This is a genomic window from Pseudomonas sp. R2-7-07 (assembly GCF_003852355.1).
Lineage (GTDB): Bacteria > Pseudomonadota > Gammaproteobacteria > Pseudomonadales > Pseudomonadaceae > Aquipseudomonas.
Genome location: NZ_CP027759.1, coordinates 4,529,397 through 4,549,491 on the forward strand (window position 1 = coordinate 4,529,397; position 20,095 = coordinate 4,549,491).

The window sequence follows — 20,095 nt, forward strand, 5'->3', positions numbered from 1 at the left end:
CCTGCCCTTGCAGGGTCTCGGGGCTCACCGGCGCTTTCTGCTAAGATGACGGCTCTGTTACTTTAGGTGTCTAGACATGGCATTTCGCCCTCTTACAGCCCGCGCTCCCGGCGTGTTGCTTCGCGAAGCCAAGCCGCTGAAAGCCATCTTTGGCCACGCGCAACGCCTGGCGCATTTGCAACGCCTGCTCGAAAGCCAGCTGCAACCGGCCGCACGCGAACATTGTCATGTGGCGTCCTGGCGCGAAGGCAACTTGCTATTAATTGTCACTGACGGGCATTGGGCCACCCGTTTGCGTTATCAGCAAAAACGCTTGCAGCGCCAATTGATGGTGTTTGATGAGTTTGCCGGTCTGACGCGCATCCAGTTCAAAGTGCAGCCGCCTACCGTGCTGCGAAGCCCGGCCGGGCATACGCTGGACCTGTCGGAACAGGCAGCCGAAACCCTCCAGGCCACCGCCGAAGGGATCAGCGATCCGGGTTTGCGCGCGGCACTGGAGCGGCTGGCCGCCCATGCCAGGCCCAAACCCTGAGCCTTACTTGCGCTTGCTGCCGCCCAGCAACGAGCCCAACAAGCCGCGCACCAACTGCCGCCCCATCTGATTGGCGGCTTGCTGCATGGCGGATTTCAGCGCCTTGCCTGCCGTGGTGCCCAGGAAAGCACCGGCTTTGTCGGTGAAGCTGGGTTCTTCGGTCGCCGGCTTGGCCTCCTCGGTCGGCCCCAAGTCTTTACGCGCCATCAGCACTTCGTAGGCTGACTCGCGGTCAATCGGCTTGTCATAGCGGCCCTGCAACGGCGAACTGGCGACCAATGCCGCACGTTCGGCCTCGGTGAGCGGCCCGATCCGCGACTGTGGCGGTGCGACCAATACGCGCTGGACCACCTCCGGCGTGCCTTTTTCCTGCAAGGTACCCACCAGCGCCTCACCGGTGCCCAACTCGGTCAGCACCGCCAAGGCATCGAATGTCGGGTTGGGGCGGAAACCGTCCGCCACCGCCCGCAGGGATTTTTGCTCTTTGGTGGTGAATGCGCGCAGGCCATGCTGGATACGCAGCCCCAGCTGCGCCAGCACCGTGTCAGGCAAATCTCCCGGAGACTGAGTGACGAAGTACACCCCCACCCCTTTGGAGCGAATCAACCGCACCACCTGCTCCAGACGGTCCTGCAACGCCTTGGGCGTATCGGCGAACAACAGGTGCGCCTCGTCGAAAAACAGCGCCAGCAGCGGCTTTTCGGCATCACCGCGCTCCGGCAACTGCTCGAACAGCTCCGCCAACAGCCACAGCAGGAACGTGGCATAGACCTTCGGCGCGTCATGCACCAGGCGGCTGGCGTCCAGCAGGTGGATACGGCCGCGCCCGTCGCTGGCGGGCTGCAGGATGTGCTCGAGCTGCAGGGCCGGCTCGCCAAACAGGGCTTCGGCACCCTGCTGCTCCAGCACCGCCAGGCGCCGCAACAACGCCTGACTGGAACCGGTGGTCATCAACGCCGCATCGTCGCCCAGCAGTTCAGGGTGATAACGCAGGTGGTTGAGCAGTGCCTTGAGGTCTTTCAGGTCCAGCAGCAACAGGCCTTCACGGTCGGCCACCTTGAAGGTCGCGTACAGCGCCGATTGTTGGCTGTCGGTGAGTTCCAGCAGGCTGCCGAGCAACAACGGGCCCATTTCGCTGATGGTCGTGCGCAATGGATGACCGGACTGCCCGTGGATATCCCACAACGTAACCGGATAAGCCTTCGGTGCGTAATTAAGGAAGGGCATCCCGGCAATGCGTTCGGCGACTTTGCCCTGGGGATTGGCCGCTGCGCCCAGGCCGCACAGGTCACCCTTGATGTCGGCGGCGAATACCGCCACGCCGGCATCACTGAAGGCTTCCGCCAGGCGCTGCAAGGTGACGGTCTTGCCGGTGCCCGTGGCGCCGGCGATCAACCCATGCCGGTTGGCCAGGCGCATGGGCTGGGCGATGGGCTGGCCGTCTGGGCCGGCACCGATAAGCAGTTGTGTGGAGTCAGGCATTTCGTCACCTTTGGTTAATCTTTAATGCAGCCAGGTCGATACAGACACTGTGAGACCCACAAAATCTAAAAACAGGACAGATATTTCCCACAGAGCCCCCTGGCGCCAGCACCAGAAGTATCACACCTTTTTTTGACGCTGCCATTTTTGCGCATCCCCTAAAGACGCGCCTCGGATATCAAGACCTTAGCGGACCCTACAAGCCATGAATAAAAACCTGCGCTTCAGCCATAAAATTTTGCTTGCAGCCTCCCTTATCGTCATCGCCGCCTTCGCGTTATTTACCCTCTATAACGACTACCTCCAACGCAACGCGATCCGTGACGACCTCGATAATTACCTGCATGAAATGGGCGACGTCACCGCCGGCAGTATTCAGACCTGGCTCACCGGGCGCATCGCCCTGGTAGAAAATGCCGCGCAGAATATTGCCCTCAACCCCGAACCATCGGTGGTTGCCAGCCTGCTGGAACAGAAAGCGCTGACATCGTCGTTCATGGCAACCTACGTCGGCGACAGCCAGGGCACCTTCACCATCCGCCCTGACACCAAGATGCCCGACGGTTTCGACCCGCGCGTTCGCCCCTGGTACAAAGGCGCCCAGACCAGCAACGGCTCGACCTTGACCGAACCCTATATCGACGCGGCAACGGGGCAACTGATTATTTCCATCGCCACTCCGAGTGCCAAGGCCGGCCAGAGCATCGGCGTGGTGGGCGGCGATCTGAGCCTGCAAACCCTGGTGGACAACATTGGCGCGCTGGATTTCGGCGGCATGGGTTACGCATTTCTGGTCAGCGCCGACGGCAAAGTACTGGTGCACCCGGACAAGGCCCTGGTGATGAAGACTCTGGCTGACGTGTACCCGAAAGACACACCGAAGATCAGCGCTGCCTTCAGCGAAGTGCAGGCCAATGGCAAGACCAATATCGTCACGTTCACCCCGATCAAGGGCCTGCCTTCGGTGAACTGGTACCTGGGTATTTCGGTGGATAAGGCCAAGTCGTTCGCCATGCTCAGTGAATTTCGCACCTCGGCGGTCATCGCTACCATCATCGCCGTGGTGATCATCATCGCCTTGCTGGGCATGTTGATCCGTGTGTTGCTGCAACCGCTGCACGTGATGACCCGAGCCATGCAGGACATCGCCGACGGCGAAGGCGACCTGACCCGACGCCTGACCATCCAGAACAACGACGAGTTCGGCACCTTGGGTACTGCGTTCAACCGTTTCGTGGAGCGCATTCATACCTCGATCCGCGAAGTGTCGTCGGCTACCGAGCAAGTCAATGAAGTGGCACTGCGGGTGGTCAGCGCGTCCAACTCGTCGATGGTCAATTCAGACGAACAGGCCAACCGCACCAACAGCGTCGCCGCTGCCATCAACCAACTGGGCGCCGCTGCCCAGGAAATCGCCCGCAACGCCGCGCAAGCCTCCAATCAGGCCAGTGATGCGCGGCATTTGGCCGAAGACGGCCAGCAGGTGGTAGAGCGCAATATCAAGGCAATGACCCAGCTGTCGACCATGATCAGCGCCTCCAGCACCAATATCGAGGCGCTGAACAGCAAGACGGTGAATATCGGCCAGATTCTTGAAGTGATCACCAGTATTTCCCAGCAAACCAACTTGCTCGCGCTCAACGCTGCCATCGAAGCCGCGCGTGCCGGTGAGGCCGGCCGCGGCTTCGCGGTGGTGGCCGATGAAGTGCGCAACCTGGCGCATCGCACCCAGGAATCGGCGCAACAGGTGCAGAAGATGATCGAGGAGTTGCAAGTCGGCGCCCGGGATTCGGTGAGCACCATGAGTGAAAGCCAGCGCCACAGCCAGGACAGCCTGGAGATCGCCAACCTGGCCGGCGAGCGCTTGAACAGTGTGACTCAGCGCATTGGCGAGATCGACGGCATGAACCAGTCCGTGGCCACCGCCACCGAGGAGCAGACCTCGGTGGTGGAGTCGATCAATATGGACATCACCGAAATCAACACCCTCAACCAGGAAGGCGTGGAAAACCTGCAATCGACCTTGCGCGCCTGCTCGGACCTCGAACGGCAAGCCGCACGCTTGAAGCAAATGGTGGGCAGCTTCCGCATCTGAGGCGATGGTGGGAGGGGGCTTGCGCCCTCCCACAGCCAATCCCGATCGAACATCTATCCTTAGCTCAGGTCCACGTTAAGAGAGCAATGGATCGGAGGGATGTTCATCGTGCATATCGCTGACATAACCATGTTCTACGCCCCGGCCAGCGGTGGCGTACGCACTTATCTGGACGCCAAGCACCGGCGCCTGGCGCTCAAGCCCGGGATTCGCCACAGCCTGTTGGTGCCTGGCGCCCATTTGAGCGAGCGGGACGGGATTTTCGAGGTGCCGGCACCACCGCTGCCCTTCGGCAAAGGTTATCGCTTCCCCCTGCGCCTGGCGCCTTGGCGAAACGTCCTGCACGATTTACAGCCTGATCTGATCGAAGTCGGCGATCCGTACCTGACCGCCTGGGCCGCCCTCGACGCACGGCGCCAGCTGGATGTGCCAGTCATCGGTTTTTACCACTCCGATCTACCGCTGCTGGTGCGTAACCGCATGGGCGCCTGGTTTACCCCCAACGTCGAAGCCTATGTCAGCAAACTCTATGGGAATTTTGACCGAGTACTGGCCCCCAGCCAGGTGATGGCCGACAAACTCACCGGGCTTGGGGTGAAAAACGTCTTCGTACAACCCCTGGGCGTCGACCTGCAAACCTTCACCCCCGCCGTGCGCGACCCCGGCCTGCGCGCCGAACTGGGGATTGCTGAAGACACCCGGCTGCTGATTTTCGCCGGGCGTGGTTCCAAGGAGAAAAACCTGCCGGTGCTGCTCAATTGCATGAAACGCCTGGGTGAGGGTTACCACTTGTTGCTGGTGGGCTCCGGCATGCCGGCCAGCGTGCCGGACAACGTCACCGTAGTCGATGGCTTCGTACCGGCCAATCATGTTGCCCGCTTGATGGCCAGCGCCGACGCGTTGTTGCACGCTGGCGACCAGGAAACCTTCGGCCTGGTGATTCTGGAAGCCATGGCCTGTGGTATCCCCGTGATCGCCGTTGCGGCGGGCGCCTTCACTGAGATCGTCGACGAGCGCTGTGGCCTGCTCTGCGCGCCCAACAACCCCAAGGCGATGGCCGATGCGGTACGCGAACTGTTCGGCGCCGACAGTCGCCGCCTCGGGGAACAGGCTCGGCGCCATGTCGAACAGCAGTACGCGTGGGATGCGGTGGTGGACAGCCTTTTAGGGCACTACCACGCCGTGCTGGGCACGCACAAACCGATGCTCGCCCATGGCTGAACGTTCGGTCATGCTGGTGCTGCACGATGTGGCGCCGAACACCTGGGCCGATTACCGGCCTTTTGTCGAGGCCGTCGATGCCATCGGCAATATCCCTATCACTTGGCTGGTCGTCCCGGACTTCCATCACCATAACGCCCTGGGCGCCCACGGTGACTTCCGGCGCTTGCTTGATAGTCGCGTAGCCAGAGGCGATGAACTGACCTTGCACGGTTACTACCACTGCGACGAACAACCCCGGCCGCGCACGCCAAAAGAATGGTTCATGCGACGCATCTATACCCATGAGGGCGAGTTCTACCAGTTGTCCGAGGCCGAGGCGTTGCAGCGCCTGACTGACGGCATTGAGGTATTCCAGCGCAATGAGTGGCCGCTGAAAGGGTTTGTCGCACCCGCCTGGCTGATGAGCGAAGGCACCCGGCTGGCGTTGCGCCAGTTGCCGCTCGGCTATACCAGCGACCCGCAGCATTTGTATCGGCTGCCTGACTTCACACGCATCCATGCCCCGGGCCTGGTGTGGAGCGCGCGCAGTGCGTGGCGCCGTGGCCTGTCCAAAGTGCTCAGCGACCGCCGCGAACAGCGCTGGCAGACGGCCCCGGTGATTCGGCTCGGCTTGCACCCCGTGGACATGCGCCACGGGTTTTCCCGTCATTATTGGCTGCAAACCCTGCAGCGCCTGCTCGACGACGGACGCACGCCACGGACCAAGGCCGCCTGGCTGTCGACGCTGCCATGCGCCGACTGATCTGGCTGGTGCTGGCGCTGATAGTCGCGCTGGTGATTCCCGTGTGGCTCGGGGGCGGCGAAACCGTTGCGCGCCTGCGGCAGTTCCCCCTGCCCCAGTTACTGGCGATGTTTGCCATGATCATCGGCTGCTGGTTGATCAACAGCCTGCGCCTGCGCTTGTTGCTTGGCGAACAGCGCGGCCGGTTGGGATGGCGTAAAAGCCTGGGCGTGGTGATATCGACCGAGTTCGCGATGTGTGCGACGCCTGGGGGCAGCGGCGGGCCACTGACGTTGATGGGCCTGCTGGCACGCAATGGCATACGACCCGCCCACGGCAGCGCGGTGTTCGCCATGGACCAACTGAGCGACTTGCTGTTTTTTCTCTGCGCACTGGTGGGCATCGTGCTGTATGCGCTGTTCCACAGTCTCAGCCCGCGCCTGGAATGGCTGCTGGGGCTCAGTGCCGTGTCGATGGTGGGTGGCGTCGTCGTTGGCCTGCTGGTGGTGCGCTTTCATCGTCGGCTGATTCGCCTGGCCGGGTTGGCACTCAAAGCCTTGCACGTGCGTGTCAGCACCCGTCGGCGCTGGGCTCGCCGGTTGCTGCGCTTCCTGGCGGCATTCACCCAAACCCTGAAATTGCCCTGGCACACGCTGCTCGGGGTGTTTGCGCTGACCAGCCTGCATTGGCTATTACGCTATAGCGTGTTGTACCTGGCGCTGCGCGGCCTGGGGGGTGATGTGCAGTGGGCCTGGAGTTTCCTGATCCAGATGCTGTCGTTGACCGCAGGGCAATTCAGCCTGTTGCCAGGCGGGGCCGGGGCGGCGGAGTTGACGTCGGCGGCATTGCTGGCGCCGATGGTGGGCAAATCCACGGCGGCGGCGGCAATTCTGATCTGGCGGGCAGTGACCTACTACTTCTATCTGCTGGCCGGTGCGCCAGTGTTTTTGCTGATGGTGGGCAAACCGCTGCTCAAACGTCTTTTTCAGGGGCAGGAGGCGCCTTCTCAGGTGCCTGTAACTGCTCCCACAACTGGGCAGCGCCAGGAAAGTCAGTACCATCATCGGCACCCAGCGCGTCCGGGTCGTAGCGACTCAGACACCCCTCGCCCAGGGTAGCCGGTGGCCTGGAAGTCGCCTTATCGAGTGGGTCGGTCATGGTCGCGTCCTGAAATAAAAAAGGGCCCGAAGAGTTTTACTCCCGGGCCCCCGCTTATTCAATCAACACGCGTCGATCAGAACACCACGGTCTTGTTGCCGTGCACCAACACGCGATCTTCCAGGTGATAACGCAGGCCGCGCGCCAGCACCATCTTCTCGACGTCACGCCCGAAACGCACCATGTCTTCGATGCTGTCGCTGTGGCTGACGCGTACCACGTCCTGCTCGATGATCGGACCGGCGTCCAGTTCCTCGGTGACGTAGTGGCAGGTCGCTCCGATCAGTTTCACGCCGCGCAGGGACGCCTGGTGATAAGGCTTGGCCCCCACGAACGAAGGCAGGAAGCTGTGGTGAATGTTGATCACCTTCCCGGCATATTCGCGGCACAGTTCCGGCGGCAGGATCTGCATGTAGCGCGCCAGCACCACCACATCGGCGTTGTGCTGCTTGACCAGGCGCGACACCTCGGCGAACGCGGGCTCCTTGTCCTGCGGGTTGACCGGCACGTGGTAATACGGGATGCCGTGCCATTCGACCATGCTGCGCAGGTCATCATGGTTGGAGATCACACAGGCGATCTCGCAATCGAGCTCATCGCTGTGCCAGCGGTGCAGAAGGTCCGCCAGGCAGTGGGATTCACGGCTGGCCATCAGGACGACACGTTTTTTCTGCTCCGTGTCGGTGATGTGCCAGGTCATCGAAAACTCTTCGGCGATCGGCGCAAACGCCTCACGAAAGGCTTCCAGACCAAAAGGCAATGTATCGGCACGAATTTCGTGACGCATGAAGAACCAACCGCTGAGATCATCCGAGTGATGGCTCGCCTCGGTGATCCAACCGTTATGAGAAGCCAGAAAGTTACTGACCTTGGCAACGATGCCTACCCGGTCCGGGCAAGCAATCACCAGCCGAAAAGTGCGCATTAGGGGGAAACTCCAGAACTTCGCAAAGGCCGCCATTCTAGCGATTGCGCAGAAAAACTGCAGTACTCCTTGCGGCTTATTCTGAGCCCCGGCCGTGGCAACAGCCCTTAATAGCGTAAGGTTTTACCACCGCTATATGTACGTGCACGGCTAAGCTCAGCACTTAGCCGCATTAAGCTGATTATTCTCAGCCACTCACCTGATAATTAACTCGACTGCAGCGCATTGCCACAAACATTCAATGTAATTCACATAAATAGCTGCTTAAATGTTTACTTGGTGAAATTGCCTGACTATTATTAGGCCACTCACCCTGTCAATCAGCGTTCTACATAAGGTAGTCCACATGTCCCTGATCAACGAATACCGCGCCACCGAAGAAGCTATCAAAGAGCTGCAAGCCCGTTTGAAGAACCTGTCGCAAGACGACAAGCTGAAAACCGAGCTGGAATTCGAAGGCAAACTGCGCACCCTGATGGGCGAATACTCCAAATCCCTGCGTGACATCATCGCACTGCTGGATCCGGAATCGAAAGTTAAAGCACCTCGCGGCGCTGTGAAAACTACCGGCACCAAACGTGCTCGCAAGGTCAAGCAATACAAAAACCCGCACAACGGTGAAGTGATTGAAACCAAAGGTGGCAACCACAAGACGCTGAAAGAGTGGAAAGCCAAGTGGGGCGGTGACGTGGTTGAAGGTTGGGCGACCCTGCTGGGCTAAGCCTGGTCGGCGTCACACCCGATACGCGATACATTAAAAACGCCAGCTTGCTGGCGTTTTTTATTGTCTGGATGTTTTGCAGTTATGCAGCTACAGACTCAGGCGAGCCGCTAAAGAGTCGGCATAGTCTTGCCATTCACCCAGTACCTGGCACTGAAACGCTGTCGCATTGTTTTGCAACTCCTGGCGCGCCGCCTTAAATGCCGACAGGGTATTGGGTGCGCCCCACACCGGGTCTGACAAACGTTGCTGACAGAAAAGTCTCCAGCGCTGTTGTTCCTCATTGTTCAAGGTTTCAGGAAAGTTACGCGCGCGGTAGCGAAATAATAATTCCGGCAACCGATGATCATCGAAAGGCCATTGCTGACGCCCTAGTTGCAGCGGCTCTGCCAGGCGAACTTGTTCACATAAGCGTCGGTCACGGTCGCCGATAAAACCCTCGTAGAGCTGCTGCTCCGGATCGGCATTCGGCGCAAATTCCTCCTCGGCGTAAACGCTCGCCAACTTGTCACGCCAAACTTCCTGTGCGTCAGTTAGTCGCAGCGCCCGCGCCTGATAAACGTCCATATCCAATTGCAGGCGCTCGCGATCTTGCGCGCGAAGCACCTTCAAGGGCGCGACGACCGGGCAGCGGTTGATGTGCAGCAACTTCAGGGGCACCGGCAGCTCACCTTCCGCCAGTTCATCACGCCGCGTATAGAGGCGCTTGCGCAACGTGTCGGCATCCAGTTCGAGCAGGCCCTGCGGGTCGAGCCCCAGGTCACAGACAATCAATGCATTGCGATTGCGCGGGTGCCAAGCCAGAGGCAACACTACACCGAGGTAATGGCGCTCGGCGCTGAAGCGTCCGGAAATGTGCACCAGCGGCTGCAGCAATCGCACCTCGTCCATCACCCGTTGCTTGCTGCGCAGCTGGAACAGCCATTCATACAGTCTGGGTTGTTTCTCCCGCACCAATCGCGCCAGGGCAATAGTTGCACGCACATCAGACAATGCATCGTGGGCCTGGCCGTGGTCGATGCCATTGGCTTGGGTCAAGCGCTCGAGCTTGAGCGTCACGCGCCCGTCCTGCTCGGGCCACACAAGCCCTTCCGGGCGCAGGGCATAGGCGGTACGCATCACATCGATCAGATCCCAGCGGCTGTTACCGCCTTGCCATTCGCGCGCGTAAGGGTCGAAAAAGTTGCGGTACAGGCTGTAGCGCGTCATTTCATCGTCAAATCGCAGGGTGTTATAACCCGCGCCGCACGTACCGGGGGCAGACAGTTCGGCATGCACCCGCGTCATGAAATCCGCTTCGGCAAGGCCCTTCTGCGCCAGGACCTGCGGCGTGATACCGGTGATCGCACACGCCGCCGGGTGGGGCAGGATATCGTCGCCTGGCTGGCAATAAAGATTGATCGGCGGACCGACCTCGTTGAGCTCGAGGTCGGTACGAATGCCGGCCACCTGCAGCGGGCGATCGCTGCGTGGGTTGATCCCGGTGGTTTCGTAGTCGTACCAGAAAATAGAGGTCACGGGCTGTTCCTGTGCTGAAGACCGGCAAAGTCTAGGCGCTGCAAGGTGTCAGGGGCCAGCGATACCTTACTGGACAAACATCCAGCAAAAGCTTGAAGGGTTGCTTCCAGCCTCGACACTGCTAGCATCCGTCTCTCTCAGTCGCTTTGCACTGCCAAGGATCGCAATGCCAACAGCTCCTCTGGATACCTGCTACCAGATCGAGACCCCCGAGGGTATCGACCTGCCCTTGCGCCCTGCCGGCCTGCTGCCAAGGGCCGTGGCCTTTGCCTTCGACCTGCTCGTGCGCGGCGTGATCATGAGCGTCCTGCTGGTGCCCCTGGCGCTGCTTGGCAACCTCGGGCTCGGCTTGGGCTCCCTGCTGCTGTTCCTGGTCAGCTGGTGGTACATGGTGCTGTTCGAAGTGTTCAATCAGGGCTGCTCTCCCGGCAAGCAGGTCATGGGCCTGCGGGTGGTACAGGACGACGGCACCCCCATTGGCTGGTCGGCGTCGCTGATCCGCAACCTGCTGCGCTTTGTCGACATGCTGCCCTTCGGCTACTTCTTCGGCGCCATCAGTTGTCTGCAACATCCACACTTCAAGCGCCTCGGCGACCTGGCAGCGGGTACGCTGGTGGTCTACCGCGATCAGGCGTCGGCCCGCCCGCGCATCCCTCAGGCAGCCGCCCTGCGCCTGCCCTTCGCACTGGAGCTGAGCGAACAGCGGGCCATACTCGGTTTCGCCGAACGCCAGGCTGAATTGTCTGCCGAGCGGGTCCATGAACTGGCTGCCATCCTCGCCGCGCCCTTGCAGGTGTCTCCGGCTCGCGCCGTGGAGCAACTCAACGGTGTGGCCCACGGTTTGTTGGGGCCGACATGAAGCAGAGCCTTTTTGAAAGCCGCCACCAGCAGCAATGGCAAACCTTCGCCGAACTGCTCAAACAGGTAGAGCAAGGCAAAGCCTGCGAGGCAACCGACTTCCCTTATCAATATCGACGCCTGTGCCAGCACCTGGCCCTGGCCCAGGCGCGCGGCTATAGCAGTTACCTAGTGGACCACCTGCAACAACTGGCGCTGCGTGGTCACCAACAACTGTATCGCCATCGCAGTCAAACGACAGCCAATATACTGGCGTTCATCCTCGCCGGTTTTCCGCGCCTGGTACGCGAACAATGGCGCTTCGTACTGATTGCCAGCCTGTTGTTCTTCGGTAGCCTGCTGGGCATCGGGTTACTGGTGTACCTGTTCCCCGAGCTGATCTACAGCATCGTCAGCCCGCAACAAGTGGCCGAGATGCAAAGCATGTACGACCCCGCCGCCAGCCGCCTGGGGCGCGCGGCCGAACGGGCTTCCAGTGAAGACTGGATGATGTTTGGCTATTACGTGATGCACAACATCGGCATCGCCTTCCAGACCTTTGCCGCCGGCTTGCTGTTCGGCCTGGGCAGCGTGTTCTTCCTGGTATTCAACGGCTTGATCATCGGCGCGGTTTCCGGGCATCTCAGTGAAATCGGCTACGGCCAGACGTTCTGGTCGTTCGTGATCGGTCATGGCGCCTTCGAACTCAGCGCCATCGCACTGGCCGGTGCAGCAGGCCTGCAACTGGGTTGGTCGCTGATCGCGCCCGGGCCCCTGGCACGTAGCGAATCCCTGCGCCTGGCGGCCCGCAAAAGTGTGCAGATGCTATGCGGGGTCATGTTATTGCTGCTGATCGCAGCATTCATCGAAGCCTACTGGTCATCCACCACGAGCATTGCGCCCTGGATCAAATACCTCGTGGGCAGCGCACTTTGGCTGTTCGTGGCCGCCTATCTGATCTTCGCCGGCAGGACTCGCCATGCGCCTGACTGACTCCAGCGTGGTCATCCGCCCCCGCACCTCCTGGGAAGCCATGGACCTCGGCGTACTGATGGCCCGGGAACATCGTCTATTGCTGATGAGCAGCTGGGCGCTGGTCAGCCTGCCGGTGTTCGTGCTGCTCACTGCGCTGCTGTGGCAGTACCCGTCCTACGCTATCTTCTTGTTCTGGTGGCTGAAGCCGGCCTTCGAGCGCTTGCCGCTGTACATTCTTTCCAAGGCGCTGTTTGGTGAAACGCCAAGCCTGAAACAAGCTGTTCGCCAATGGCCGCGCCTGCTCAAGGGGCAACTGCTCGCCAGCCTCACCTGGCGCCGGCTGAGCCTGAGCCGCAGCTTCGTGATGCCCGTGAGCCAGCTTGAAGGCCTGGAGGGTCAAGCGCGTCAACAGCGCCTGGGCGTACTGCAACAGCGCAACGCGGGTGGCGCGCGCTGGCTGACGATCATCGGGGTGCACCTGGAAATCGGCCTGTGGTTCGGTTGCATGGCGCTGTTCTATCTATTCATCCCGGAGCAGGTCGAACTGGATTGGGACTGGCAGCGGCTGGCATTGGCGACCGGCCCGCAGGGTCTATGGCTGGAGCACCTGAGTAATGCCTTCTATGCGCTGATCCTGGTGTTCTGGGAACCCATCTACGTCGCCTGCGGTTTCAGCCTGTATCTCAACCGTCGCACCGTCCTGGAGGCTTGGGACCTGGAGCTGGTGTTTCGCCGATTGCGCCAACGCCTGAGCAGTGTCGCGCCGCTGTTGCTGCTGGTCGTCGGGCTGACGCTGGCGCAACTGAGCCCAATGGCGATGGCGGATGAACCGGCTGATCCAAAGCCGCTCAGCACCCAGGCGGCCAGCCAATCGATCAAGGCATTACTGGAAAAACCGCCGTTCAAGAATCCGCAAACCGTCACCCGCTATCGTTTTGGCGAAGAAAAACCCGCCACTGCCCCCAAAGCCCAGGGCGGCGACGGTAAGCTACCTGGCTGGCTCCAGCACTTGCTCGACAACCTCAACAGCAACACCTTCAAGCACGTGGCCCAAGGCCTGGAGATACTGCTATGGGGCTTGCTGATCGGCGGGCTGGCCTGGGTGGTGTGGCGCTACCGTGAATGGCTGCGCACGTTTGTCAGCCGCAGGCGGCAACCTCGCCCCAACGCCGCAAAACCTGCGCCTGCCCAGTTATTCGGGTTGGAGCTGGGGGTCGAGACGTTGCCCGACGACATCGCCAGCACCGCCGAACAACTGTGGCCCACCCAACCGAGGGAAGCCCTTGGCCTGCTGTATCGCGGCCTGCTCAGCCGGCTGCTGCATGAGTTCAACCTGCCGCTCAAAAGTGCCGACACCGAGGGCCAGGTACTGGAGCGCGTCCATCAGTTGCAGCAACCGCAGTTGCTGGCATTCAGTCACGAGTTGACCCGGCACTGGCAAAACCTCGCCTATGGCCACCGGCTGCCTCCCGGCGCAGCCCAGCAAAAGCTCTGCAGCGACTGGCGCGCACTCTTCAGTGGGGGGGCCAGCCAATGAAGCGACCCTTACTGTGGATGGCCCTGCTGCTGGCTTGCCTGTTGGGAGTGGGCGGTCTGTATGCCTGGCACAAGGCAATTCCCTATGAGGAGGTTGTGGATCACGGCCCGGCGCCGGACGCGCTGGCTAATCCTTACCTCGCGGCCGAGCATTTCCTGGGCCAGCAAGGTTTGACGGTAGCGCATGCCAACGGCCTTGAGCGGCTTGCCGACCTGCCTGCCCCAGGCCATAGCCTGCTGTTGCTGGGAGAACGCGGCAACATGACCCCACGCCAGGTCGAACAGTTGCTGGCCTGGGCCAAAGCCGGGGGCCACCTGCTACTGGTGGCCGAAGCGTTATGGGATGAAGAAACCGGCAAAAGCGGCGACCTGCTGCTTGATCGTCTCGAGCTTCGCCAGGCCTTGAGTGATGACTTCGACGAGCCGGCGCCACCGCGCAAAAAGAGCGCGCCAGACCTCACCAAACTGTATGTCGACAATGAAACCAAGCCGGCCTATTTCAGTTTCGATACCGACTTCAACCTTATCGACCCCCGGCACCTTGCGCAGTTTTCAGCCAACAGCGCCAAGTCCAGCCACCTGATGCAACTGGACCTGGGGCTGGGCCGCGTCACGGTGATCACCGACAGCGACCTGTGGAAAACCCCGAGCATCGGCAAACACGACAACGCCTGGCTGCTGTGGTACCTGAACCAGGGTACCGACGTCACGCTGCTGTTCAACAGCGACGTGGACAACCTGTTTACCCTGCTGATCCGTTACTTCCCCCAGGCCCTTGTCGCGCTTGTTGCACTGATTGCCCTGGCCCTCTGGCAAGCCGGCATGCGCCAGGGCCCGATTCGGGCACCCGTGCCCAAGGCGCGTCGACAGCTGCAAGAGCATTTGCGCGCCAGCGCCGACTTCCTGCTACGCCGCAACGGCCAGGGTGCATTACTGCAGGCCTTGCAGCACGACCTCCTGCGCACCGCCCGACGACGCCACCCCGGCTTTGAACACCTCGACACGGCAGAACAATGCCAGGTGCTGGCACTTCTGACGCGACAACCTTCCCCTATCATCAGCCAGGCACTCGGCGCACCTGCGCTGAAACGGCTGTCCAGCGCCGACTTCAGCCGACAGGTGGCGTGCCTGCAAACCCTCAGGAATGCCCTATGAGCGACTCTCCAATGGCCACAGCCCTGAACGCCGAAAAAAACGTTCAATACGCCAGCCAACAGGCCCAGGCCCTGCGCGTTGAATTGCGCAAGGCAGTCATTGGCCAGGACGCGGTGATCGATGACGTACTCACCGCATTGATTGCCGGTGGCCATGTGTTGCTCGAGGGCGTACCCGGCCTTGGCAAAACGTTGCTGGTGCGTGCGCTGGCCCGTTGTTTTGACGGTGATTTCGCCCGCATCCAGTTCACCCCGGACCTGATGCCCAGCGATGTCACCGGCCACGCGGTGTACGACCTGCAGACCGAACAGTTCAAGCTGCGCAAGGGGCCGTTATTCACTCACCTGCTGCTCGCCGACGAAATCAACCGCGCCCCGGCCAAAACCCAGGCGGCACTGCTCGAAGCCATGCAGGAGCGCCAGGTCACCCTGGAGGGCGAGGCATTGCCCATCGGCGAGCCGTTCATGGTGCTGGCCACCCAGAACCCCATCGAGCAGGAAGGCACCTACCCATTGCCCGAAGCCGAGCTGGACCGCTTCATGCTCAAGGTGCGCATGGACTATCCCGAGGCGCAACAGGAAGTGGATATGGTGCGCGAAGTGACCCGCTCGTCCAGGGCCGACATGCTCGATGTGCAGCCTTTGCGCACCGTGCTGCAAGCCGAAGACGTGGTGCAGATGCAGCAGATTGCCAGCGGCATGCCTCTGGATGAACAGGTCCTCGACTATGCCGTGCGCCTGGCGCGGGCGACGCGCAGTTGGCCGGGCCTGACCATCGGTGCCGGTCCACGAGCGTCTATCGCCCTGGTTCGCGGCGCCCGTGCGCGGGCGCTGTTGCGCGGCGGCGAATTCGTGATCCCGGATGACGTCAAGGGTTGCGCCCTGGCGGTACTGCGTCACCGAGTGCGTCTTTCGCCGGAGCTGGATATCGATGGTTTGGAGGTGGACCAGGTGATCAAGCAGTTGCTCGACCAGATCGCGGCCCCCAGGCAGTAACGCCGGCATGAAACCGACCCGTCTGCTCCTGACCTGGCTGGGTGTTCTGATGGCCCTCGATATCCTGCTGGGCGCGTCGGCGGCGTTGCAGTTCAAGGTGCCTGATACGTTGCACGCAATCGCCTGGGGCCTGCTGTTGGCCCTGCTGTTGCTGGCGATGCTGGATGCCATGCGCTTGCGCCGCCGCCCTTCGGCACGTGTACAGCGGATGTTGCCCGGTAGCCTGGCGCTGGGGCGCTGGGGAGAAGTGCGCCTGTCACTGGAACACGATTATCCACAGCCGCTGACCGTGCTGGTGTTCGATCACGTGCCCGAAGGACTGGTAGTGGATAACCTGCCGCAATCCATCTCACTGCGCCCCGGTGAGCGCGGCGAGTTGGGCTATCGCGTGCGCCCCCTGCGACGTGGGCATTTCAATTTCAGCCGCTGCGAAATCCACTTGCCCAGCCCCTTGGGGCTGTGGTCGGCGCGACGCTGGATCGAAGCCTCGGATGCCACTCGCGTGTATCCGGACTTCGCGCGTTTATCCGGTGCCCGGTTGCAGGGTGTGGATAACTGGCTGAGTCAACTGGGCGTACGTCAGCACCAGCGGCGCGGACCAGGCCTGGAGTTTCATCAATTACGCGAATTTCGCGACGGTGACAGCCTGCGTCAGATCGACTGGAAAGCCACGGCACGCCAGCGCACGCCGATTGCCCGCGAGTATGAGGATGAGCGCGACCAGCAGATTGTATTCATGCTCGATTGCGGCCGACGCATGCGCAGCCAGGACGACGAGTTGTCCCACTTCGACCACGCGTTGGACGCCTGCCTGTTGCTGAGTTATGTCGCCTTGCGCCAAGGCGATGCAGTCGGGCTCTGTACCTTTGCCAGCGACCAGCCGCGTTACTTGGCGCCGGTCAAGGGCAGCGGCCAATTGAACGTCTTGCTCAATGCCGTCTATGACCTGGAAAGCACACGCCAGACCGCTGACTATGAAGCCGCCGCCAGCCAATTGCTTGCTCGGCAAAAGCGCCGCGCCTTGGTGATCGTGGTGACCAACCTGCGCGATGAAGACGATGAAGCACTGATGAGTGCCATCAAGCGGATCGGTCGACACCATCGGGTACTGGTCGCCAGTCTGCGAGAGGAAGTACTCGACCAACTGCGCCAGGCCCCGGTACAAACCCTACCCGAAGCACTGGCTTACAGCGGCGCGATTGACTACCTCAACATGCGCAACCAACTGCATGATCGCCTGGGCGCTCATGGGTTGTCGGTGTTGGATAGCCTGCCGTCAGAGTTGGGCGCCGCGTTGGTGACACGTTACCTGCACTGGAAAAAAGCCGGGGTGTTCTGACGGCAAGCGCACGGCCACGGTAGACACAGGTCCCCCATGGCCGACTGCAGATGATAGTCAAACGGGGGCCTGTAAAGGATCGAAACTGAAGTAATGCAACAAGGCGCTGATCAGTTGCGCGTATTCTTCGCACGCCTGACGCACGCGGAACCCCGAGTCGTAATGCTGCGGGTTGACATCTTCACGGCTCCACAAACAGGTCGCGGTAAGGTCAACAGCCTGGAACTCGCCGTCCGGCCCTGGAATCTTCAGGCGCAGCTCAAAATCTGCGCCGATCATCATTGGCAACTGACTGATCAGCATCAGCCCTTCTTCAGAAACGTCGCCCAGATAGCCGATTGGCTTGTCCGTAAGCCGATTGAACACCTGCAGGAAATAAGGTAGCTGATGCCGTTCGATCCGTCGTTCGATAAACATGGTGAGGTCGCCATCCAATAAAGCCAGTGATTCGGAACAAGCCCATCGCTCGCTCTCCCTGGATATCGGTGTGACAAGAAATCGTTGCCACGAGACAGCTGCCGAATCCGGGCATTACATTCTTTTGAACAGAAAGTTGTACAAACATCTATTCAAAGAATAACCCAAGACTGGAAAGAGGCCAGTTATGAAGCGACGAATGCCATCATAAAGACGCCGGCCGTGGTTGCGCCGCGGTCACGCCAGAGAAATGCCCCAGCTGGCGCAGGGTATCGAGCCGGGCTTGGGCTCGGTAAGCGTACTCGCTTGATGGGTATTGGCTGATGATGAATTGGTAGGTTTGCGCAGCATCGACGAACAGTTTCTGGCGCTCCAGGCACTGCCCGCGCAACATCGAAACCTCGGGCTGCACATAGCGGCGGGTGCGGCTTTCACGGTCTACCTGGGACAATTCCAGGGTGACCCGTGCGCAGTCACCCACCCCATAGGCGCGGTAAGCGTTGTTCAAATGATGGTCCATCGACCAGCGGGTGCAGCCGACAACACTGACGGCCAGGGCAGCAACGAGCAAAATTCGCATGGGGTTCTCCTGTCTTGTGCAGTGTATCGACCTATCGTCCAAAATCTTCAAGGGCGTTCACCTTTCCACTGCAGCAAAAACAAGCCGATCGTCGATAAGTAGTGCAAACGAACAATGACTACAACGAAAGAGCATAGTAGCCTTCCCCAGCGCTTGAACTCAGGAGTCTGTGCATGTCCGTCCGTCGTACCAAAATCGTCGCCACCCTTGGCCCGGCCAGCAACTCGCCGGAAGTCCTCGAACAGCTGATTCTGGCTGGTTTGGACGTTGCCCGTCTGAACTTCTCCCACGGCACCCCGGACGAGCACAAGGCTCGCGCCAAGCTGGTGCGGGACCTGGCCGCCAAACACGGCCGCTTCGTGGCGCTGCTGGGTGACCTGCAAGGCCCGAAGATCCGTATCGCCAAATTCGCCAACAAGCGGATCGAGCTGAAGATCGGTGACAAATTCACCTTCTCCACCAGCCATCCGTTGACCGAAGGCACCCAGGACGTCGTAGGCATCGACTACCCGGATCTGGTCAAGGACTGCGGCGTCGGCGACGAACTGCTGCTGGACGACGGTCGCGTGGTAATGCGCGTCGACACCGCTACCCCGACCGAACTGCATTGCACCGTGATCATCGGCGGCCCGCTGTCCGACCACAAAGGCATCAACCGTCGCGGCGGTGGCCTGACGGCACCGGCCCTGACTGAAAAAGACAAGGCCGACATCAAGCTCGCCGCCGAAATGGAAGTCGACTACCTCGCCGTGTCCTTCCCGCGCGACGCCGCCGACATGGAATACGCGCGTAAACTGCGCGACGAAGCCGGTGGTACCGCCTGGCTGGTGGCCAAGATCGAACGTGCCGAAGCCGTGGCTGATGACGAAACCCTTGACGGCCTGATCAAGGCTTCCGACGCCGTCATGGTTGCCCGTGGCGACCTGGGCGTGGAAATCGGCGATGCCGAGCTGATCGGTATCCAGAAGAAGATCATCCTGCACGCACGCCGCCACAACAAAGCGGTGATCGTTGCGACCCAGATGATGGAGTCGATGATCCAGAACCCGATGCCGACCCGCGCCGAAGTGTCCGACGTGGCCAACGCCGTGCTCGACTACACCGACGCCGTGATGCTCTCGGCTGAAAGTGCCGCTGGCCCGTACCCGCTGGAGGCCGTCCAGGCCATGGCGCGTATCTGCGTCGGTGCTGAAAAGCACCCCACCAGCAAGACCTCCAGCCACCGCATCGGCAAGGTATTCGAGAGCTGCGACCAGAGCATCGCGTTGGCCGCCATGTACACCGCCAACCACTTCCCAGGCGTTAAAGCGATCATCGCCTTGACCGAAAGTGGCTATACGCCGTTGATCATGTCGCGCATCCGCTCGTCGGTGCCGATCTACGCGTTCACCCCCCACCGCGAAGCCCAGGCCCGTGCGGCGCTGTTCCGTGGCGTCTATACCATTCCGTTCGATCCGGCTTCGCTGGCCCCGAACGAAGTCAGCCAGAAAGCTATCGACGAGTTGGTCAAACGCGGCGTCGTCGAGAAAGGTGATTGGGTCATCCTGACCAAGGGCGACAGCTATCACACCACCGGCGGCACCAATGGCATGAAGATCCTGCACGTGGGCGACCCGCAGTTCTGAGTGACACGCTGAAAAAACAAAAGCCCTGCCATGAGAATGGCGGGGCTTTTTTGCATTTCAAATGCCGGTTGAGGTGTTGAACCATCAGGCCTCATCGGGGCATAGGTATCTACACAACTTTGTAGCAGCCAACAGTAACCACGATGCGAAGCGAGCCGCTCTTGATCTTGCTCTTGATCTTAAGCGCCCCGTTAAACCACGCTGGCCGGAATTCGACAGTGATTTGGGGGGTAAACCGGCAGGGATGCCGGTTTAGCCGC

The 20,095-nt window shown here is 60.9% G+C and carries 18 protein-coding genes and 1 pseudogene; 14 read left to right on the forward strand and 5 right to left on the reverse strand.

Features of this window, described 5'->3' with window-relative positions:
* Positions 1-76 precede the first annotated feature (76 nt).
* Complete coding sequence (locus C4J86_RS20810) at positions 77-532, forward strand: DUF721 domain-containing protein (RefSeq protein WP_124371704.1); 456 nt, start codon at positions 77-79, stop codon at positions 530-532.
* Positions 533-535: 3 nt separating this feature from the next.
* Here C4J86_RS20810 and C4J86_RS20815 read toward each other — a convergent pair whose 3' ends face one another.
* On the reverse strand, positions 536-2,014 hold the full coding sequence (locus C4J86_RS20815) for a helicase HerA-like domain-containing protein (RefSeq protein WP_124371705.1): 1,479 nt from the start codon (positions 2,012-2,014) through the stop codon (positions 536-538).
* 205 nt (positions 2,015-2,219) lie between these two features.
* On the opposite strand from C4J86_RS20815, the pseudogene C4J86_RS27440 reads away from it, so the two are divergent.
* The 5 genes and pseudogenes from C4J86_RS27440 to C4J86_RS20835 form a co-directional block, all read left to right on the forward strand.
* A pseudogene (locus C4J86_RS27440) lies at positions 2,220-3,251 on the forward strand (cache domain-containing protein); the annotation flags it as partial.
* A gap of 93 nt (positions 3,252-3,344) precedes the next feature.
* A complete protein-coding gene (locus tag C4J86_RS27445) occupies positions 3,345-4,109 on the forward strand; it encodes a methyl-accepting chemotaxis protein (RefSeq protein ID WP_372237509.1) in 765 nt (254 codons plus the stop codon).
* Positions 4,110-4,217: 108 nt separating this feature from the next.
* Positions 4,218-5,330: a glycosyltransferase family 1 protein gene (locus C4J86_RS20825; RefSeq protein WP_164487802.1), complete on the forward strand. Its 1,113-nt coding sequence runs from the start codon at positions 4,218-4,220 to the stop codon at positions 5,328-5,330.
* Complete coding sequence (locus tag C4J86_RS20830; protein WP_124371707.1) at positions 5,323-6,075, forward strand: DUF2334 domain-containing protein; 753 nt, start codon at positions 5,323-5,325, stop codon at positions 6,073-6,075. Before C4J86_RS20825 ends, C4J86_RS20830 begins: the two co-directional genes overlap by 8 nt.
* The gene (locus tag C4J86_RS20835) at positions 6,063-7,172 is read left to right on the forward strand and encodes a lysylphosphatidylglycerol synthase transmembrane domain-containing protein (RefSeq protein ID WP_124371708.1); all 1,110 of its coding nucleotides are present in this window, start codon (positions 6,063-6,065) and stop codon (positions 7,170-7,172) included. Before C4J86_RS20830 ends, C4J86_RS20835 begins: the two co-directional genes overlap by 13 nt.
* Before the next feature lie 116 nt (positions 7,173-7,288).
* Here the strand turns inward: C4J86_RS20835 and purU are convergent, their stop codons facing one another.
* Entirely contained in the window at positions 7,289-8,137 is an 849-nt protein-coding gene (purU, locus tag C4J86_RS20840) for a formyltetrahydrofolate deformylase (RefSeq protein ID WP_124371709.1), read from the reverse strand.
* Between the two features lie 346 nt (positions 8,138-8,483).
* Here purU and mvaT point away from each other — a divergent pair, with 346 nt between their 5' ends.
* Positions 8,484-8,858 (forward strand): histone-like nucleoid-structuring protein MvaT, encoded by a 375-nt coding sequence (gene mvaT, locus C4J86_RS20845; protein ID WP_003175830.1) that lies wholly within the window; start codon positions 8,484-8,486, stop codon positions 8,856-8,858.
* Between the two features lie 90 nt (positions 8,859-8,948).
* Here the strand turns inward: mvaT and sbcB are convergent, their stop codons facing one another.
* Positions 8,949-10,376, reverse strand: coding sequence for an exodeoxyribonuclease I (gene sbcB, locus C4J86_RS20850; protein ID WP_124371710.1), 1,428 nt, complete (start codon positions 10,374-10,376; stop codon positions 8,949-8,951).
* Positions 10,377-10,542: 166 nt separating this feature from the next.
* On the opposite strand from sbcB, the gene C4J86_RS20855 reads away from it, so the two are divergent.
* The 6 genes from C4J86_RS20855 to C4J86_RS20880 are packed head-to-tail and all read left to right on the forward strand — an operon-like array spanning position 10,543 to position 17,213.
* Positions 10,543-11,235 carry an RDD family protein gene (locus C4J86_RS20855; protein ID WP_124364204.1) on the forward strand — a complete coding sequence of 231 codons (693 nt, stop codon included), beginning with the start codon at positions 10,543-10,545 and terminating at the stop codon, positions 11,233-11,235.
* Positions 11,232-12,206 carry a stage II sporulation protein M gene (locus C4J86_RS20860; RefSeq protein ID WP_124371711.1) on the forward strand — a complete coding sequence of 325 codons (975 nt, stop codon included), beginning with the start codon at positions 11,232-11,234 and terminating at the stop codon, positions 12,204-12,206. Before C4J86_RS20855 ends, C4J86_RS20860 begins: the two co-directional genes overlap by 4 nt.
* Positions 12,193-13,725 carry a DUF4129 domain-containing protein gene (locus C4J86_RS20865; RefSeq protein WP_124371712.1) on the forward strand — a complete coding sequence of 511 codons (1,533 nt, stop codon included), beginning with the start codon at positions 12,193-12,195 and terminating at the stop codon, positions 13,723-13,725. Before C4J86_RS20860 ends, C4J86_RS20865 begins: the two co-directional genes overlap by 14 nt.
* Positions 13,722-14,879, forward strand: coding sequence for a DUF4350 domain-containing protein (locus tag C4J86_RS20870; protein ID WP_124371713.1), 1,158 nt, complete (start codon positions 13,722-13,724; stop codon positions 14,877-14,879). The genes C4J86_RS20865 and C4J86_RS20870 overlap by 4 nt, the downstream gene beginning before the upstream one ends.
* The gene (locus C4J86_RS20875; RefSeq protein ID WP_124371714.1) at positions 14,876-15,874 is read left to right on the forward strand and encodes a MoxR family ATPase; all 999 of its coding nucleotides are present in this window, start codon (positions 14,876-14,878) and stop codon (positions 15,872-15,874) included. The genes C4J86_RS20870 and C4J86_RS20875 overlap by 4 nt, the downstream gene beginning before the upstream one ends.
* A 7-nt stretch (positions 15,875-15,881) precedes the next feature.
* On the forward strand, positions 15,882-17,213 hold the full coding sequence (locus C4J86_RS20880) for a DUF58 domain-containing protein (protein ID WP_124371715.1): 1,332 nt from the start codon (positions 15,882-15,884) through the stop codon (positions 17,211-17,213).
* Positions 17,214-17,270: 57 nt separating this feature from the next.
* On the opposite strand, the gene C4J86_RS20885 is transcribed toward C4J86_RS20880, so the two are convergent.
* Positions 17,271-17,630, reverse strand: a complete 360-nt coding sequence (locus tag C4J86_RS20885; protein WP_124364210.1) for a PilZ domain-containing protein — start codon at positions 17,628-17,630, stop codon at positions 17,271-17,273.
* 205 nt (positions 17,631-17,835) lie between these two features.
* The gene (locus C4J86_RS20890; RefSeq protein WP_124364211.1) at positions 17,836-18,210 is read right to left on the reverse strand and encodes a tol-pal system YbgF family protein; all 375 of its coding nucleotides are present in this window, start codon (positions 18,208-18,210) and stop codon (positions 17,836-17,838) included.
* Between the two features lie 173 nt (positions 18,211-18,383).
* Between C4J86_RS20890 and pyk the strand changes: the two genes are divergently transcribed.
* On the forward strand, positions 18,384-19,835 hold the full coding sequence (gene pyk / locus C4J86_RS20895) for a pyruvate kinase (protein WP_124371716.1): 1,452 nt from the start codon (positions 18,384-18,386) through the stop codon (positions 19,833-19,835).
* The last annotated feature ends 260 nt before the right edge of the window (positions 19,836-20,095 follow it).